Raw genomic sequence first — 15,054 nt, forward strand, 5'->3', positions numbered from 1 at the left:
ATGGGGCACCGGGCCGCGGACCGAGGGCGGTCCACCGGGTGAGGCGGTCCACCCCGTAGGAGGGGGCGATCCTTCGTCAGGGGGTCTTCGGATCGGGTGTCTGCTGGGTATCGGGGTTGTGCTGGCTCTGCTGATGTCCCGGCGTCGCGCCGCCGTTCGCGCCGTCGCCGCTCCCGCCGGTGCCGGTGGAGCGGCTGGGGGACGGGTTCGGGGACGAGGACGCGCCGGGGCTCGGGGAACCGGAGCCGCCGTCGGAGGGCGTCGGCGACGGGGACGGCGTATCGCGGCCCGTTCCGCTGCCGGTGCCGGTGTCGCCGGACCGGCTCGGGCCCGGTGACGGCGTCCCGCCGCTGCCGTCCCTGCCGCTCCCGGAGGAGTGGCCCGGGGTGGGCGTCGGGGTGCCGGGCCGGTGCGGGACGAACCCGGTGGTGAGGTTGCCGACCGTGGTGCCCTTGGTGCCGCTCGGCGTCTCACCGGTGAACCACTCGGTGGCGGTGACGGCGCCCATCGCCAGCACGAACACGGCGAGCGCGCCGAGCGCGGGCCGCTTCCAGCCCCGCAGCCGGGTGCCGTACGTGGCGGTGCGCTCCTCGTCACCGGCCACCGTGGCGCCGGGCCCGTCGGTCTGAGGGAGTACGGCCGTCGCCGCGGCCTCCTGGGGGGCGGCTTGGGCCAGGGCCACGGTCCGCTCGTCGAGGCGCGGGACGAGCTGCGTCCTGTCGGTGCCGTCGGTGGCCCCCGCCCGGCCCGCGTGGTGCGCCGGATGCGGTGCGCGCGTGGCGTCGCGGTCGACGGTGCGCAGCAGGCGCGTGGGGTCGTCGGCCGGATGGGCGCCGGCGGGGTCGCGGCGGCGCGCCTGCTCGGCGCGGGGGATGAGCTGCGTACGGGCCGCGGCGGGGTCGGGTTTCCGGGCCGCTACGGAGGTGACGGTGTCCTCCGCGCCCTGCCTGTCGAAGGTGGGCAGCACCGTGGTGGGGCCGGCGGATTCCGCCTGCCCGGTGGTGGATCGGGGTCGGGTGGTGGAGAAGCTGCGTGGCTTCGGCCGTGTGGTGACGGCCGCTTCCTTGATCTGCTCGCCGGTGCGCCGGAACAGGTGCTGGAATATGGAGCCGCCGGTCGTGGCAACGACACTGACGACGCCTGCGCCGATGATGGTTCCGTAAACACCGAGCTGACCCGCGAGGTATGCGGCGACGGCTGCGGCGAGAGCGCTGCCGGAGACCTGGGCGAGGCTCAGGTCTATCCGCTTCTCCTTCTTTTTCGTGTCGGTTTCGGTTTTTTCGTCCATCTCCTACCTTTGATCGCCCCTTCGATCCATCTTGCATGGAGAAGTGACCGAGTGGCGGAGCCAATAGTTCCGAATCTGGGGAATCTGTGAAACTCGACACCTTCGTTGCAGGTAGAGAGGTCGACAAGACGACTCAACTCCGTTGAGGCGCGAGAACTTCGGCGGCGCGGCGGTCCACCCCGGTGGCCCGAATGGAGTACTGTGGCGAGCCCTGGCCCCGGTTCCCGTCCGGCTGCCCGGACCCGCGGGAGGGGCCCTGAAGGTGGCACCCCTCCCTGGGGCGCCGTCGCTCGGTACGGGTGATCGGTGACAGGGCAAGCGGCATGGTCACTGAGCGTTGCGAACTGGTAACCGTGTCATAACGGCGTTTCTGGGCCAAGCCCCGACACGCCGGGCAACTCGGCAATGTTGTGGCAGGCTGCACCCGGGCAGGCCACACTCGACTAGCGGAAGCAGCGACGCACGTGACGTCGGCAGGCACCACCCGGGAGGTCCCCATGCCCGAACTGCGTGTCGTGGCCGTCTCCAACGACGGCACACGGCTGGTGCTCAAAGCTGCGGACAGCACCGAGTACACGCTTCCGATCGATGAGCGGCTGCGCGCCGCCGTCCGCAACGACCGCGCGCGCCTGGGCCAGATCGAGATCGAGGTCGAGAGCCACCTGCGCCCTCGGGACATCCAGGCGCGGATACGAGCCGGTGCCTCCGCCGAGGAGGTCGCTCAACTCGCCGGCATTCCCGTCGACCGGGTGCGCCGCTTCGAGGGGCCGGTGCTCGCGGAGCGGGCGTTCATGGCCGAGCGGGCGCGCAAGACCCCGGTGCGGCGGCCCGGCGAGAACACCGGCCCGCAGCTCGGCGAGGCGGTCGCGGAGCGGCTGTTGCTGCGCGGCGCCGACAAGGACAGCGCCCAGTGGGACTCCTGGCGCCGCGACGACGGCACCTGGGAGGTGCTGCTCGTCTACCGGGTCGCCACCGAGCCGCGTTCGGCGACCTGGACGTACGACCCGCCCCGGCGGCTCGTCCAGGCCGTGGACGACGAGGCGCGGGCGCTGATCGGCGAGAGCGACGACACCCCCGAGCCGAGCTTCCCGTTCGTGCCCCGCATCGCGCGGCTGCCGCGCGACCGCCCGCTGGACCGCGCCCTGGACCGGCAGATGCCCGATCGCGGCGACCGCACCGCGCCGTCCGGCGGCGAGGAGCGGGACGAGTCGCGGAGCGGCGAGGAGGCCGTGGGCGAGCGGGAGCGGGATTCGCTGACCAGCCTGCTGGAGGCGGTGCCGAGCTTCCGCGGCGACATGGTCGTGCCGGAGACCCCCAAGGCGCCTCAGCACGAGGAGCCGGCGGAGGCCGAGGTCGAGGAGCCGCCCGCCCCGGCGGCGAGCGCGGGTGCCGGTTCCGCGTACGCCGATGTGCTGATGCCGCGGGCGGTGGCCGGCCACCGCGACCGGCTCACCGGGACGACCGACCGGCAGGCCGAGGCGGACGGTGTACGTCCCGGACGCCGGGCCGCGGTGCCCAGTTGGGACGAGATCGTCTTCGGCACCCGGCGCAAGAAACCCGAATAGCGCAGGAGCCGGCGAGTCTCGCCCGCGCCCCTGAGGAAACCCCCGTCCGCCCGCCCCCCTCTTCCAGGGGGCGGGCGGACGTCGTCATACGGGGCCCGTCACGGGCTCCGGTGGGGGCTCAGCCGGGCTGCGGGCCGGTGGCGATGGGCCGGGACGGGTCGGCGGACCATTCGCTCCAGGAACCGACGTACAGCGCGGCGGGGATGCCGGCGACCGCGAGGGCGAGCACCTGGTGAGCCGCTGAGACCCCGGAGCCGCAGTAGACGCCGACCTCGGCATCGGCGGTGGCGCCCAATGCGGCGAACCGCTCGGCCAGTTCGGCGGCGTCGCGGAAGACCGTGCTGCCGTCGGCGACGTTCTCGGCCGTCGGGGCGGACACCGCTCCAGGGATGTGGCCGGCGACCCGGTCGATGGGCTCGACCTCGCCCCGGTAACGCTCGCCGGCCCGTGCGTCCAGGAGGACGCCGCGGCGGGCCAGCGCCGCGGCATCGTCCGCCGTCAGCAGCGGCATCGCCCCGGGAGCGGGGGCGAAGTCACCGACCGTCGGAGTCACTTTGTCGACACTCATGACGCCGCCGGACGCCTGCCAGGCGGCAAGCCCGCCGTCGAGAACTCGCACGTCCGGGTGACCCGCCCAGCGCAGCAGCCACCACGCCCGGGCCGCGGCCCACCCCTGGCCGCCGTCGTAGACGACCACCGGACGGCCTGCGATGACGCCGGCGGTCCGCATGGCAGCAGTGAAGACGGCGAGGTCGGGGAGCGGATGCCGGCCGGCCGTGCCGGGCGGCCCGGCCAGCTCGTCTTCGAGGTCGACGTAGACCGCACCGGGCAGGTGGCCGGCCTCGTACGTGGGGCGGCCGGGCGGGCCGCCCATCTGGTAGCGCACGTCCAGGAGCAGCGGAGCGGTGGGACCTGCCAACTCGCTCGCGAGTTCGGTAGCGGTGATGATGGCATTCATGGGTCTCATCCTTGCGTAGCGACGACTACGCACAGAAGGCGGGTACCCACCCTCCGTATGGCGGAGTTACGCGGCGGCGCAACGCCGCCGAAACGGACGAGAAACATTAAAACGGGCATTCTCCCACGCGAACGCGCCGTGGACGGCGCGGCCGGGGCGCACAGCAGGTCACAGGGTGCGAGCATCTGCTCGGGACCCGCGCCCGTACCGCACATGGCCAGCACCTGATGCTCCGAGGAGAGAGTGACGATGACGACCGAGGCAGCAGCCCGGCGGATGCCCGGCGCGCCCTGTTGGGTGAGCCTCCTGGCACACAGCCTGTCCGCGACGCAGGAGTTCTACGGCGCGCTCTTCGGCTGGGAGTTCCGCCCGGGACCGCAGCATTTCGGTCCGTACGCCCGCGCCTTCCTCGACGGCCTGGAAGTGGCCGGGGTCGGCGAGCTGGCGGCCGACCGGAATCTCCCGGTCGCCTGGACCACCTATCTGGCCAGCGACGACGCGGATGCCACCGCCGAGCAGATCCGCTGCTGCGGCGGCACGGTCGGCGTCGGGCCGCTGGACGCGGACGACGCGGGGCGGATGGCCATCGGCTCCGACCCGCAGGGGGCGATCTTCGGCATCTGGCAGGGCAAGTCGATGCCGGGCACCGCGGTCAGCGGTGAGCCGGGCACCCCGGTGTGGAACGAACTGGTCACCCAGGAGACGGAATCCGTCGTGCCCTTCTACGAGCATGTCTTCGGCTTCGAGCCGGAAGCCGTGGTCTCGGCCGACTTCGACTACCTGACGCTGCACATCAAAGGCAAGCCGGTGGCGGGCATCCACGGTGTCGGCAATGCGCTGCCGCGTGACCGGGGGCCGCACTGGATGACGTACTTCGCCGTGTCGGACACCGATGCCGCGGCCCGCAGGGTCACCGCATTGGGTGGGCGTGTGCTGCGTCCGGCGCGGGACTCGGCGCACGGCCGGCTGGCGACGGTCGCGGACAGCGAGGGCGCGGTCTTCACGATCACCCAGCAGCACTGAGCAGGGACCCGCGACGGCCCGCGGCGCCCGGCAGTCAGCGCGCGGCGTCGACCGGCAGGACGTCCGGGGAGAGCGCAGCCGCACGGGCGGTCGCCGAGGTCTGCCTACGGCGGTGGTGGCGCCGGCAGGGCACCTCGTAGCCGACCTCCGCCTGCGGCCGTTCCGCGCCGTCGCCGACGGCGTCCCCGACCATGTCACCGACCACGACCTGCGCGCCTTCCACGACCATCCGGCCGTCTACGGTACGGGCGTTGTGCGTGGCGCGGGCGCCGCACCAGCACAGCACCTCGACCTGTAGGACCTCTATCCGGTCGGCGAGTTCGACCAGCCGCTGGGAGCCGGGGAAGAGCTTGCTGCGGAAGTCGGTGGTGATGCCGCAGGCGAAGACGTCCGGTGCCAGGTCGTCGACGACGCGGTCGCGATCCCCACGGTGCTGATGCGCCCGGCGCAAGAACGGCCTGCGGGTCATCTCGGCCGAGCTCGGCGCCTCCGCCGTGCTCGTGGTAGCGGCACGGGAGTTGTTGGCGGGCAGCGTCACCTCATGCCTCAGTGCCCTCACTCGGCCGTTCCGCCTCCGCCTCTGCCTCTGCCTCTGCCTCTGCCTCTGCCTCTGCCTCTGCCCGAAGCTTCGCTGCCCGTTCGTTCGGGTCGTACTCCGGTCCAACGCCCTCGATCAGCAGCACGTCCCCCGCGATGTGGTCGGTCCGAAGCCTGAGGATCTCCTGGTACGCGGGGGACGCATACCAGGCACGGGCCTCGGTCACGTCGGGGAACTCGATCAGCACCATGCTGCCGCGCCAGGTGCCCTCCACCACCTCGGCCGGTGGGCCGTGGATGACGAAGCGCCCGGGGAAGGGGTCGAGGGCGGCCTGGATGCACTCCAAGTACTCCAAAACGTCCGGGTGATGACGGCGGTGGTGCAGATGCGCGAAGCCATACGCGGACACGTCGGGTTCCTTACCAGCTCAGCTGCGTCCCCGTGCCCCTGGCGGTCCTGCACGCATCCACCCCGGCTCTCGTGACGCAGGACTGAATCCCTCCGACCTCCGGCGCGGATGCCGGTCGCGTAGAACCCGTGAATGTTCGCCACGGGTTTGTCAGTGGGCCCGGTTACCGTGTCGGCCACCTGATCAGACGATCACCTGGGCATGGACCAGGCGGAGGAGGGGCTATGCGGCGCTGGGAGTGTGCCGGCGACGTTTCGGCGAAGTTCTGGGAAGCGGCGGCGGCGGACAATACCGTCACCGTGCGCTACGGGCGTGTGGGCTCGGAAGGCCGGACGCAGCCGAAGGTGCTGGACTCGGCCGAAGCGGCGCAGCGGTACCTGGCGAAGGCGATCGCGGAGAAGGAGCGCAAGGGGTATCGGGAGGTCACGGCCGGGGCGGAGCCGGGTGGAGCGGCGGAGCAGTCCCGGGCCGAGGACGGGCAGGTGGCGTTCCCCGACGAGGAGACGTTCGAGATGCCTGTCGCATGGCAGCAGCTGGTGTACCCGAGGCGGGGCGGGATCGAGCGGAGCGTCAGCGGACTGTACGTCGAGGCCGGGGAGCTGGTGGAGAGCCAGCTGAAGGAATCTGCGCACTGGGTCGAGCAGGCGCTCTCCGTACCGCGGAACGATCCGCGGATCGTCGAGGCCGCCCGTGCGCACCTGAACGGAAGCCACAATCCGCTGGGCGCGGCCGCCTTGGCGATGGTGACGAGGGACATGCTGCTCCCGGACGCGACGATGGACCTGCCGCCGCGCGGCTACGTCGTGGACGCCTGGGTCCGATCCCACGGCATGGCCTTCGCCGCGCGTGCGGTCGTGGAACACTGCGACCTCCAGACCCACTGGGGCCAGTGCGTTTCCCTGCAACAGGACCCCTGGCTGGGCTTCCCCTCCACCACCGACGACATGGACGGTTACTGGGACCGGCCGGATTTCGCCGACCGGCTGCGCTCCTTGCTGTCGGTTGCCGACGAGGAAACCTACCGGCAGACGGTGGCCGCGCTAGCAGACTGCCGGGTCGGAGCGCGTCGCCGCATCGTGGTGTCCTACCTGGTGCCCGGCGAGCAGGAGTGGGTCGCCGAGTGCTGCCCGGATGCTCTCTCGGTCGGCGAGAGGCTCCGGGCGATGCTGCTGTGCTCGCTGGGCTCGCCGGAGCAGCTGGACCACTTCGGCAGCAAGCCCGGTCTGGGGTGGGACGGCTGGTCGATGCCGCTGATCGCCACACTCGCCGAGAGCACCGGCAAGGCCTTCACACCTTTGATGGAGGAGGCGCTCGACTACGACTCCGGCACCGACATGATCAAGGCGTTCGCCGGTGCGCTGGTCGAACTGCCCACGGACGACGCCTTCCGGATCCTGCTCGCGCACGTCGAGAACAAGCACGTCCGCTCGAACCTTCTGGAGGCGATGCGCCGCTACCCGCTCCGCGCGCTGCGTCTGCTGGGCGCGGCGTCGCGCGGCTCCGCCAAGAGCGCCTCGACGGCCGAGCAGTTGCTGGCCGCGCACGTCCGGTCGCACCGGAAGCCGGCGGCAGCGGCGCTGTCCGACCTCCCCGCAGAGGTCGCCGCACTCGTCGAACCGCTGCTCACTCGCCGCGACCAGGTCGCGGAAGCCCCCGTCGAAGCGCTTCCCGCGCTGCTGGTCAACCCGCCCTGGGCGGGCAGGCGTACGGTCCGCAAGCCCCGGGTGGCGGCCGAGCAGCCGGAGGTGTGGGACCCACACGTCGCCTGGGAGCCGCGCGAGCAGGAGGCATGGGCCGCCGTCACCTCCGTGTATTGGAGCCCTTCGTACGACTGGGCCAAGGGGATCGAGACCCTGCGGCAGAAACCGTTCCGGGACGTCGGCGACCTCCAGCTGTTCGTCGCCGGGCCCGAGGAGGTGGTCCGGCCGCTGCTGGAGGACTTCCATCTCGGGGTCTACCAGGACGGCGAGGCCGCGCTCAAGCCGGTGGCCGCCAAGTACGGGCCGGACGCCCTCCCGCTGCTGCTGGACGCCGCCCGCAAGGATCCCACCACCCTGGGAAAGCTGCTCCTCCCATACCTGGGCTCCCTGGTCGCCGAGCAGGTGTGCGACTGGCTGGTGGGCCTGAAGCCCGGCGGTGCCACCGCCCGCGCCTGGCTCACCCGGCACGGCCTGGAAACCGTTCCGGACATCGTCCCGTACGCGGTGGGACCGGTCGGCACAGAGCGGCGCGGTGCCGAGCAGGCGCTGCGGCTGCTGGCGTCCGCGCACGGCGGCGAGGGGGTGGTGCAGGCCGCCGCCGAGTGCGGGCAGGAGGCCGCGGACATCGTCGAGGAGCTGCTGTCGGCCGATCCGCTGGAGAGCACCCTTCCCGCCCGGATGCCCGGCATCGCCGCCTGGGCCGACCCCGCGGTGCTGCCGCAGATCCTGCTCGACGCGGGCGGCGCTTTGCCCGCCGACGCGGTGCGCAACGTCGTCACCATCCTTGCAGTGTCCAAGCCCGAGGAGGTCTACCCCGGACTGGAGGTGGTGACCGCGCACTGCACCGCCGCCTCCCTCGCCGCCTTCGCCTGGGCCCTGTTCGAGCAGTGGCGCCTCGCCGGCATGCCCGCCAAGAGCAGCTGGGCGCTGCACGCCCTCGGCTGGCTCGGAGACGACGAGACCGTGCGCCGCCTCACTCCGGTGCTGCGCGCCTGGCCCGGAGAGGGCGCACACCAACGCGCCGTGGAGGGCCTGAACGCGCTCGCGACGATCGGCACCGACGTGGCGCTGCTGCACCTGCACGGCATAGCCCAGCGGGTTCCGTTCAAGGCCCTCAAGGCCCGCGCCCAGGAGAAGATCGCCGAGGTCGCCGAGGGCCTGGGGCTCACCGGCGAGCAACTGGGAGACCGCCTGGTCCCCGACTTCGGCCTCGACGCGGACGGGAGCACGGTCATCGACTACGGCCCCCGTCGCTTCACGGTCGGCTTCGACGAGCAGCTGCGCCCCTACGTCCTCGACGCCGACGGCAGGCACCGCAAGGACCTGCCGGCCCCCGGCGCCAAGGACGACCCCGAGCTCGCCCCGGCCGAGCACAAGCGGTACGCCGCCCTGAAGAAGGGCGTCCGCACCGTCGCCGCCGATCAGGTGCGGCGGCTTGAGGCGGCGATGGTGGCGCAGCGCTCCTGGACGGCGGGCGAGTTCCGTGAGCTGTTCGTGGCCCACCCGCTGATGCGGCACCTGGTCCGCCGCCTGGTCTGGCTCCGCGAGGCGGACGGCGAGGTGACCGCCTTCCGAGTGGCGGAGGACCGCACGTTCGCCGACGTCGACGACGCCGAGCCGGCCCTCCCCCAGGATGCGGGCGTCCGCCTGGCCCATCCCCTGCACCTGGGCGAGGAACTGGACGCCTGGTCACAGCTGTTCGCCGGCTACGAGATCCTGCAACCCTTCCCGCAGCTCGGGCGGCCCGTGCACGCCCTCACCGAACAGGAGGCCGCCGGCCACAGGCTGACCCGGTTCGAGGGTGTCACGCTACCGGTCGGCACGGTGCTCGGCCTCACCAAGCGCGGCTGGGAGCGCGGCCAGCCGCAGGACGCGGGCTGGGTGAGCTCGTTCCACCGGCGGATCGGCGAAGACCGCTACCTGGTGATCAACCTCGCCCCTGGCATCCCCATCAACTTTGTCGACGAATTCCCCGAACAGACCTTCCGGGTGGTCTGGCTCGACACCGGCCCGGGCGACTACTGGGAGGGCCGCGTGTGCCCGCTGCGCTTCGGTGACCTCGACCCGGTCATCGCCTCCGACCTGCTCGCCGACCTCACCGAGGTGACCGCGAAGTGACCGCCGCCACCACCGACGCACCGGAGGACTCCGCCGGCGAGGAACTGCTGCAGCACCCGCCCGCCGAGGTCCGCTACGCCGACGAACTCGCCGCCCTGCGCGCGGGGGACGACGATCCCCGTCCGCCGGGCCGGCAGCTCACCTTGCGCGCCGCCTGCCGCTTCATCGCGGTCGGCGCGGCCCGTGTGAGGGCGACATCCAGCCTGGCCGCAACGGGCGCGCGTCCGGCAGGCCCTGGGCAGAAGCCGTCCGGTGTGTTCTGTGGGGCTGTACGGATGGACTGCCGACCAACTTGCGGTTGATGCCGGCCCCGCGCAACCCGGGCACTGCCGCTCATCCTGCTGCTGTGATGCGAACCGTGGACCGTTGTGGCGGTCAGCAGCGCAGGCCGACGACCCCAGCCACGGCGCTCCGCCTCCGAGTGCCTCGCACACCTTCGGCTCGACGAAGTCGCGCATGTGGTCCCAACGGTGACCGGCCCAAAAGTGCGGCTTGTATGAGCCCCACGTGTTGCGCAGGGCATATCTGCCGTACCAGTCCGCACCCGGCTGCGTGGGCCACGACCAGCCATGCGCGAGGAGGTCGTCGCTGTACGCCTCTTCGAAGGCGGCATCGTTCAGCAGCTCTTCCCGGTCGTCGGCCGCGACCGCCTTCACGCTCGGCCAGTCCACGATCAGCACCTCTATCCCCACACCCATCAGGCCAGCGCAGGACAGGAAAACCCCGCCCTTCGGGCCCATCGCGACGCCCAGCCGGGCCGACTCGAGCGCTAAGGGGCCAACTGGAGGGCTCAGCCACACGGGCGGCTGCATGGTGATGCCGTCAGGGCAGCCGGGCTCCTTCGTGATGCCGCGGTGGTCAGCGTGCGCGCTTGGGACGGCGAAGCCTCGGGCTGCCGGGCCAGTGCACCCATCGCAGCGACGCAGCCTCTTCCGGCGGCAGCAGGCCCGCGCCGATGAGCGCAGCCCGGCCGGCCTGCTCCGCACCGATCCGGTAAGCGCTCGGCCAGGAGTCCGTCTCGTGGAAGTAGCCGTCCGTGAGCAGTACCGCGGCCGACACGTCGCCGAGTCCCTGTGCCAGGCCTTCCCGGATCGCCGGGAGGAATTCGGCGGGCAGCCGCTGCTCGGACACGGCGCTGAGCAGTTCCAGGCCGCCTTCGCCGCCCGGAGGTTCGAAGTCCGCGTCGAAGCGCGCGAACGGCCCGCAGCCGCCGCGATTCATCACCACACGGACGCTCACGCCGGGCACGGGAACGGGAAGGCCGGTCATGGGGCCACCGTAGGGACGCTGCCGTCGTACAGCCAGCGGATTACGCGGGGGTACGGTCAAGGGCGACCGCCGCCCGGCTGTCACGGCCCCTGGTCATGGGGTGGCCCTCCCATGCCTTGGTGCAACCCGGTCGCCCGATCCCGCTGTGTACGGCAGGATCAGCCGGGTCGATGCCGCAGGGAGAGACCACTGATCACCGCACTGAGGGAGTCGAGCTCACATCGCAGTGTGGGAACTGTGGCGGCGAACTGGTTCGGGACAGCGGCCAGTTCATCGACCGCGGTCGGTTGCGGTGGGGCGTTGCAGGTCAGTGCCAAGACGGCCCGAACGCATGGTGCGAGACGGGCATGGGCCCGGCTCCCGAAGAGGTCAGGCAGGCCCTGCTGACCAGACACGGGGCCGCTCGGCTTCGCCTTGCGGACAAGAACGCGAGCCTCGTTCCCGTGCTGCGGGCCTTGCGCGAGATGCAGCACCTCTCTCTGGGCAAGGCGCGGCGGGTGGCCACCGATCTTGAGGAAGTCGGCCTGGTCGGCACGTCCGTGGAAGTGGCTAACCTGGCCGACGGGCTACGCAACCAGTCCGTCACCGTGACTATCACCCCGTCGCGCCTGACCGGAACGGCTTGACAAGCAGTGTCAGTGGGCCGCCAGCAGCGCCCCGATGATGAGCCCGGCCAGCAGCAGACCCAGCGACACAGGCAGGGGCGCCACTCCTGTGGCATGGTCTGACGATCCACGACGCCGGAACGAGGGAATCCAGACGAAACCCTGCGAGTCCCCGGTGTGATGGTGGTGGCCGCCGTGGTGGCCCAGCCCCCCGCTGTGATGGTGGCTGCCGAACCCACCCCCGTGGTGGCCGCCCCCGCTGAACCCTCCGCCGCCGTGCATGGTGTTCACCTCGTAGTCCGTGGTCCGTTCTTCACCACCGCCTGCCCGGATCTTGGTGGCCTACACCTGAACCGGCCAGGTCGCGGCTGGACGACGGCCGCCGGCCTGGTCCAGCACTACCTTGGCGGCAGCGGGAAACCCGTCGAGGTCGAACCGCAACAGATGATGGACGAGATCCCCGCTTTTCGGAAGGACGTCGACGGCACGCTGGACAACGACGTCCGCCAACGCGGCAACGGGCCGTTGCCCACCGACTGGTCCTCCACCGCGCCGATACCAAGGGCGGTGACCGCAGCATGGAGTGGTACTACGCGCTCAACCACTTCCCGTACGGTCTCGTCGGGCAGTAAGGAGGGCGGAAAGATCACCTACCACATCGAGGTCAGGATGCGCGACGACTGGGGCATCCCCAGCGAGCACCGCGCCACGGTGTCCGGCGGCGGGCCGGGGCCACTGGGCATGAGCCTGGAGCAGGCCGACATCGCCCACCTCCACAGCCCCCAAATGGCCCGCGACTTCGACGTATCCGGTTCGTCCGACGAGATGACGGCCCGCTCGTGAAAGGCCGGCACTCGGCGGCCGGAGGCCCGCGGCCACAGTCGTCTGCACCCACCCGTCCGGCGCTCCCGGATAACGGGGACGGCGGGGACGGGCCTGGCGCCCACGAGGACGACGCGGGGCGCGGCGGCTTGCTGAAGAAACTGGCCCTGTGGGCCGGACTCGCCCTCTGCATCGCCTTCATCGTCTGGGTTGCCTGGGAGTTCATCCAGTTCGACCACGCCGTCGAGCATCCCCGCGAAGGCGGCTTCTCCGGCCGGCAGTGCCACGCCGGCCGCGACTGCGGTTCCTGACGACGCGACGCTCCCAGCCGTGCGCCGGCTCGAAGTCACAGGTGTCTTCGTGATCCCGGACGTCGAAGTCAGGAGCGGGTGCGCGGGCGGCGCGTCCTCGCCGCCCGCCAGGGTGCCAACGGAGGGTTCTCGGCCTCGTGGCGGCCTGCGTGGGCGTCGCGCACGGACTGCTGGAGCGTGTCCGTCAGGTCGGGTCGGCGGGCGCCTGTGTCACCGCCGTTCCTGGTTGTCGTCGATGGACGGTGTGTCCTGCGGTCGGGTGTTGGTGCGGCGATAGGTGGTGTACAGGCCGGTGGCGGTTCCTGTGACCATGCCCGCGCTCGGGCCGATCAGCAGGTACAGCGCCGCGGTGACGGTCAGGAGCAGCAGCAGCGCGACCAGATCCAGCAGCCGCTCGCGCGGCACCGCCCGGCCAGTGGCCGCGGCGGGGCGAGCGGGGGTGGAAGGGGTCGGGTCGGTGTTCTCCGGCAGAGAGGTCGTCATAACTGCCAGTGGAATACCGCCCATTGTCTGCTACCAAGCGTCATGAACGGTTGCGGTCGGACACGGACACCGAGCGCCCGTCCCTGAACACCGAGGCGGTGTTGCGGCGTGCCCGCGGGTGTTCGCGGTTGTCCGCCCCGGTGCCCGCACCGCGCTCTAACCTGGCCTTCCGGTCACGGCTCCCCAGGGGGAAAGCACATGGCATTACAGGACAACGGCAGCACGGTGCCCGAACAGCAGGGGGACTTCTCTGCCGAACGGCTTGCCCTCAACGAGGATCTGAACACGCTGCGGATCACCCGCGGCAATCCCTCGCTGCGCACAATCGCGGACCACAGCAAGAACCTGGTGGGCCACACCACCGTCAGCAAGATCCTTGGCGGTACCGGGCTGCCCCGGCAGGAACACCTGCTCGCCGTGGTCCGCGTCCTGCTCGCCCTCGACCACGACGGGCGGCTCACCGGGAAGCTGGTCCCGTCGAACGATCCCGGCCTGCAACCCTGGCGCGAACGCTGGCGGACCCTGGCCCACCTCCACCGCCAACGCCCCGACCCACTGCCCCCCGGCCCGGGCGCGGAGCACAACGGCACACCACCCGCACCGGCCGACGCATCACCCGCAGTCGGCGTATCCGTCCGCCCGCCCCGGCCGGCTGCACTCCAGGCCGGCCCGGGCCCGACCGCGGGCGTACCGGCGCAGTACAAGCGGCTCGCGATGCTCACCGGACACACCGGGGCCGTGGGCGCAGTGGCGTTCTCCCGGGACGGCACCCTGCTGGCCACCGGCAGCGCCGATGGCACGGTGCGGCTGTGGAACCCCGCCACCCGCCAGCGGGTCGGTGAGCCCCTCATCGGCCGCACTCGGGCCGTGTACGCGGTGGCGTTCTCCCCGGGCGGCACCCTGCTGGCCACCGGCAACTGGAATGGCACGGTGCAGCTGTGGGACCCGGCCACGCAGCAGCGGATCGGCGATCCTCTCACCGGACACACCGGGGCCGTGGTCGCGGTGGCGTTCTCCCCGGACGGCACCCTGCTGGCCACCGGCGGCACGGATGGCACGGTGCGGATGTGGAACCCCGCCACCCGGGAGCCGGTCGGCCAGCCCCTCACCGGACACACCAGCACCGTGTACGCGGTGGCGTTCTCCCCGGACGGCACCCTGCTGGCCACCGGCAGCAGGGATGGCACGGTGCAGCTGTGGGACCCGGCCACGCGCCAGCGGGTTGGCGACCCCCTCACCGGACACGCCGGGGCCGTGGTCGCGGTGGCGTTCTCCCCGGACGGCACCCTGCTGGCCACCGGCAGCGCCGATGGATCGGTGCGGATGTGGAACCCCGCCACCCGGGAGCCGGTCAGCCAGCTCCTTACCGGACACAGCGGCTACGTGGTCGCGGTGCCGTTCTCCCCGGACGGCACCCTGCTGGCCACCGGCAGCGGGGACGACACGGTGCGGCTGTGGGATACGGCCACCTGGGAGCCGGTCGGCCAGCCCCTGACCGGACACGGCGGTTACGTGGTCGCGGTGGCGTTCTCCCCGGACGGCACCCTGCTGGCCACCGGCGGCAGGGATGAAGCGGTGCGGCTGTGGGGTACGGCCCATCCCCTGTGACAACGCCCCCGGTTCCGTACTCCGCACACCTGGCTCCGCCTGTCCGCCAACCGGACCGCCTCCGCCGACATCCAGGACGCCCTCACCCAGGTATACGAGGAGCTGATCACCCCCGAACCGGCCCTTTCGGAGGAGCACCGGGCCAGCGTCGAGCAACACCGCGAGTACGCAAGCAACGCCCGCGACTACGCCGAACCCGCTTGGGAGCGGGCCGGGTGCTGTAGAACCTCGCGCACCCGCCGGCCGCGGTACGCGCCCAAGAGGCCCGGACGCTCGTCCGGGCCGCTTGCCGTGCACGAGCAGGGCTGCCGGGGCACTAGGTCGCAGAGCTGCGGCGGCCTCCTCGGCGGGCGGAGC

General features: G+C 71.8%; 14 protein-coding genes and 1 pseudogene. 8 read left to right on the forward strand and 7 right to left on the reverse strand.

Going from position 1 to position 15,054, the window contains the following annotated elements:
• Positions 1 to 76: 76 nt before the first annotated feature.
• The gene (locus IEZ17_RS04890; RefSeq protein ID WP_189296724.1) at positions 77 to 1,288 is read right to left on the reverse strand and encodes a hypothetical protein; all 1,212 of its coding nucleotides are present in this window, start codon (positions 1,286 to 1,288) and stop codon (positions 77 to 79) included.
• A 497-nt stretch (positions 1,289 to 1,785) separates the two neighbouring features.
• Between IEZ17_RS04890 and sepH the strand changes: the two genes are divergently transcribed.
• On the forward strand, positions 1,786 to 2,853 hold the full coding sequence (sepH, locus tag IEZ17_RS04895) for a septation protein SepH (RefSeq protein WP_189296726.1): 1,068 nt from the start codon (positions 1,786 to 1,788) through the stop codon (positions 2,851 to 2,853).
• 118 nt (positions 2,854 to 2,971) lie between these two features.
• On the opposite strand, the gene IEZ17_RS04900 is transcribed toward sepH, so the two are convergent.
• Positions 2,972 to 3,811 carry a sulfurtransferase gene (locus IEZ17_RS04900; protein ID WP_189296728.1) on the reverse strand — a complete coding sequence of 280 codons (840 nt, stop codon included), beginning with the start codon at positions 3,809 to 3,811 and terminating at the stop codon, positions 2,972 to 2,974.
• Positions 3,812 to 4,060: 249 nt separating this feature from the next.
• Here IEZ17_RS04900 and IEZ17_RS04905 point away from each other — a divergent pair, with 249 nt between their 5' ends.
• Positions 4,061 to 4,834, forward strand: a complete 774-nt coding sequence (locus IEZ17_RS04905) for a VOC family protein (RefSeq protein ID WP_189296731.1) — start codon at positions 4,061 to 4,063, stop codon at positions 4,832 to 4,834.
• A gap of 34 nt (positions 4,835 to 4,868) precedes the next feature.
• Here IEZ17_RS04905 and IEZ17_RS04910 read toward each other — a convergent pair.
• Together IEZ17_RS04910 and IEZ17_RS04915 are read right to left on the reverse strand one after the other, a co-directional pair.
• A pseudogene (locus IEZ17_RS04910) lies at positions 4,869 to 5,249 on the reverse strand (thymidine kinase); the annotation flags it as partial.
• 124 nt (positions 5,250 to 5,373) lie between these two features.
• A complete protein-coding gene (locus IEZ17_RS04915; protein ID WP_189296732.1) occupies positions 5,374 to 5,781 on the reverse strand; it encodes a DUF1330 domain-containing protein in 408 nt (135 codons plus the stop codon).
• Between the two features lie 224 nt (positions 5,782 to 6,005).
• On the opposite strand from IEZ17_RS04915, the gene IEZ17_RS04920 reads away from it, so the two are divergent.
• Together IEZ17_RS04920 and IEZ17_RS04925 are read left to right on the forward strand one after the other, a co-directional pair.
• Positions 6,006 to 9,599, forward strand: a complete 3,594-nt coding sequence (locus tag IEZ17_RS04920) for a DUF4132 domain-containing protein (protein ID WP_189296734.1) — start codon at positions 6,006 to 6,008, stop codon at positions 9,597 to 9,599.
• Positions 9,596 to 9,901 (forward strand): hypothetical protein, encoded by a 306-nt coding sequence (locus IEZ17_RS04925; protein ID WP_189297036.1) that lies wholly within the window; start codon positions 9,596 to 9,598, stop codon positions 9,899 to 9,901. The genes IEZ17_RS04920 and IEZ17_RS04925 overlap by 4 nt, the downstream gene beginning before the upstream one ends.
• 556 nt (positions 9,902 to 10,457) lie before the next feature.
• Here IEZ17_RS04925 and IEZ17_RS04930 read toward each other — a convergent pair.
• A complete protein-coding gene (locus IEZ17_RS04930; RefSeq protein WP_189296736.1) occupies positions 10,458 to 10,868 on the reverse strand; it encodes a hypothetical protein in 411 nt (136 codons plus the stop codon).
• A 347-nt stretch (positions 10,869 to 11,215) separates the two neighbouring features.
• On the opposite strand from IEZ17_RS04930, the gene IEZ17_RS04935 reads away from it, so the two are divergent.
• Positions 11,216 to 11,494, forward strand: a complete 279-nt coding sequence (locus tag IEZ17_RS04935; RefSeq protein WP_229851864.1) for a hypothetical protein — start codon at positions 11,216 to 11,218, stop codon at positions 11,492 to 11,494.
• Between the two features lie 9 nt (positions 11,495 to 11,503).
• On the opposite strand, the gene IEZ17_RS04940 is transcribed toward IEZ17_RS04935, so the two are convergent.
• Complete coding sequence (locus tag IEZ17_RS04940) at positions 11,504 to 11,755, reverse strand: hypothetical protein (RefSeq protein WP_194505899.1); 252 nt, start codon at positions 11,753 to 11,755, stop codon at positions 11,504 to 11,506.
• Between IEZ17_RS04940 and IEZ17_RS04945 the strand changes: the two genes are divergently transcribed.
• Positions 11,750 to 12,316 carry a hypothetical protein gene (locus IEZ17_RS04945; RefSeq protein ID WP_189296740.1) on the forward strand — a complete coding sequence of 189 codons (567 nt, stop codon included), beginning with the start codon at positions 11,750 to 11,752 and terminating at the stop codon, positions 12,314 to 12,316. The genes IEZ17_RS04940 and IEZ17_RS04945 overlap by 6 nt on opposite strands.
• Before the next feature lie 128 nt (positions 12,317 to 12,444).
• Positions 12,445 to 12,606, forward strand: a complete 162-nt coding sequence (locus IEZ17_RS04950) for a hypothetical protein (protein ID WP_189296742.1) — start codon at positions 12,445 to 12,447, stop codon at positions 12,604 to 12,606.
• 210 nt (positions 12,607 to 12,816) lie between these two features.
• On the opposite strand, the gene IEZ17_RS04955 is transcribed toward IEZ17_RS04950, so the two are convergent.
• Positions 12,817 to 13,089, reverse strand: a complete 273-nt coding sequence (locus IEZ17_RS04955) for a hypothetical protein (protein ID WP_189296744.1) — start codon at positions 13,087 to 13,089, stop codon at positions 12,817 to 12,819.
• Positions 13,090 to 13,287: 198 nt separating this feature from the next.
• Between IEZ17_RS04955 and IEZ17_RS04960 the strand changes: the two genes are divergently transcribed.
• Positions 13,288 to 14,697 (forward strand): WD40 repeat domain-containing protein, encoded by a 1,410-nt coding sequence (locus tag IEZ17_RS04960; RefSeq protein WP_189296746.1) that lies wholly within the window; start codon positions 13,288 to 13,290, stop codon positions 14,695 to 14,697.
• Positions 14,698 to 15,054 lie beyond the last annotated feature (357 nt).

The sequence above is a fragment of the Streptomyces albospinus genome, assembly GCF_014648695.1.
Classification (GTDB): Bacteria; Actinomycetota; Actinomycetes; order Streptomycetales; family Streptomycetaceae; genus Streptomyces; species Streptomyces albospinus.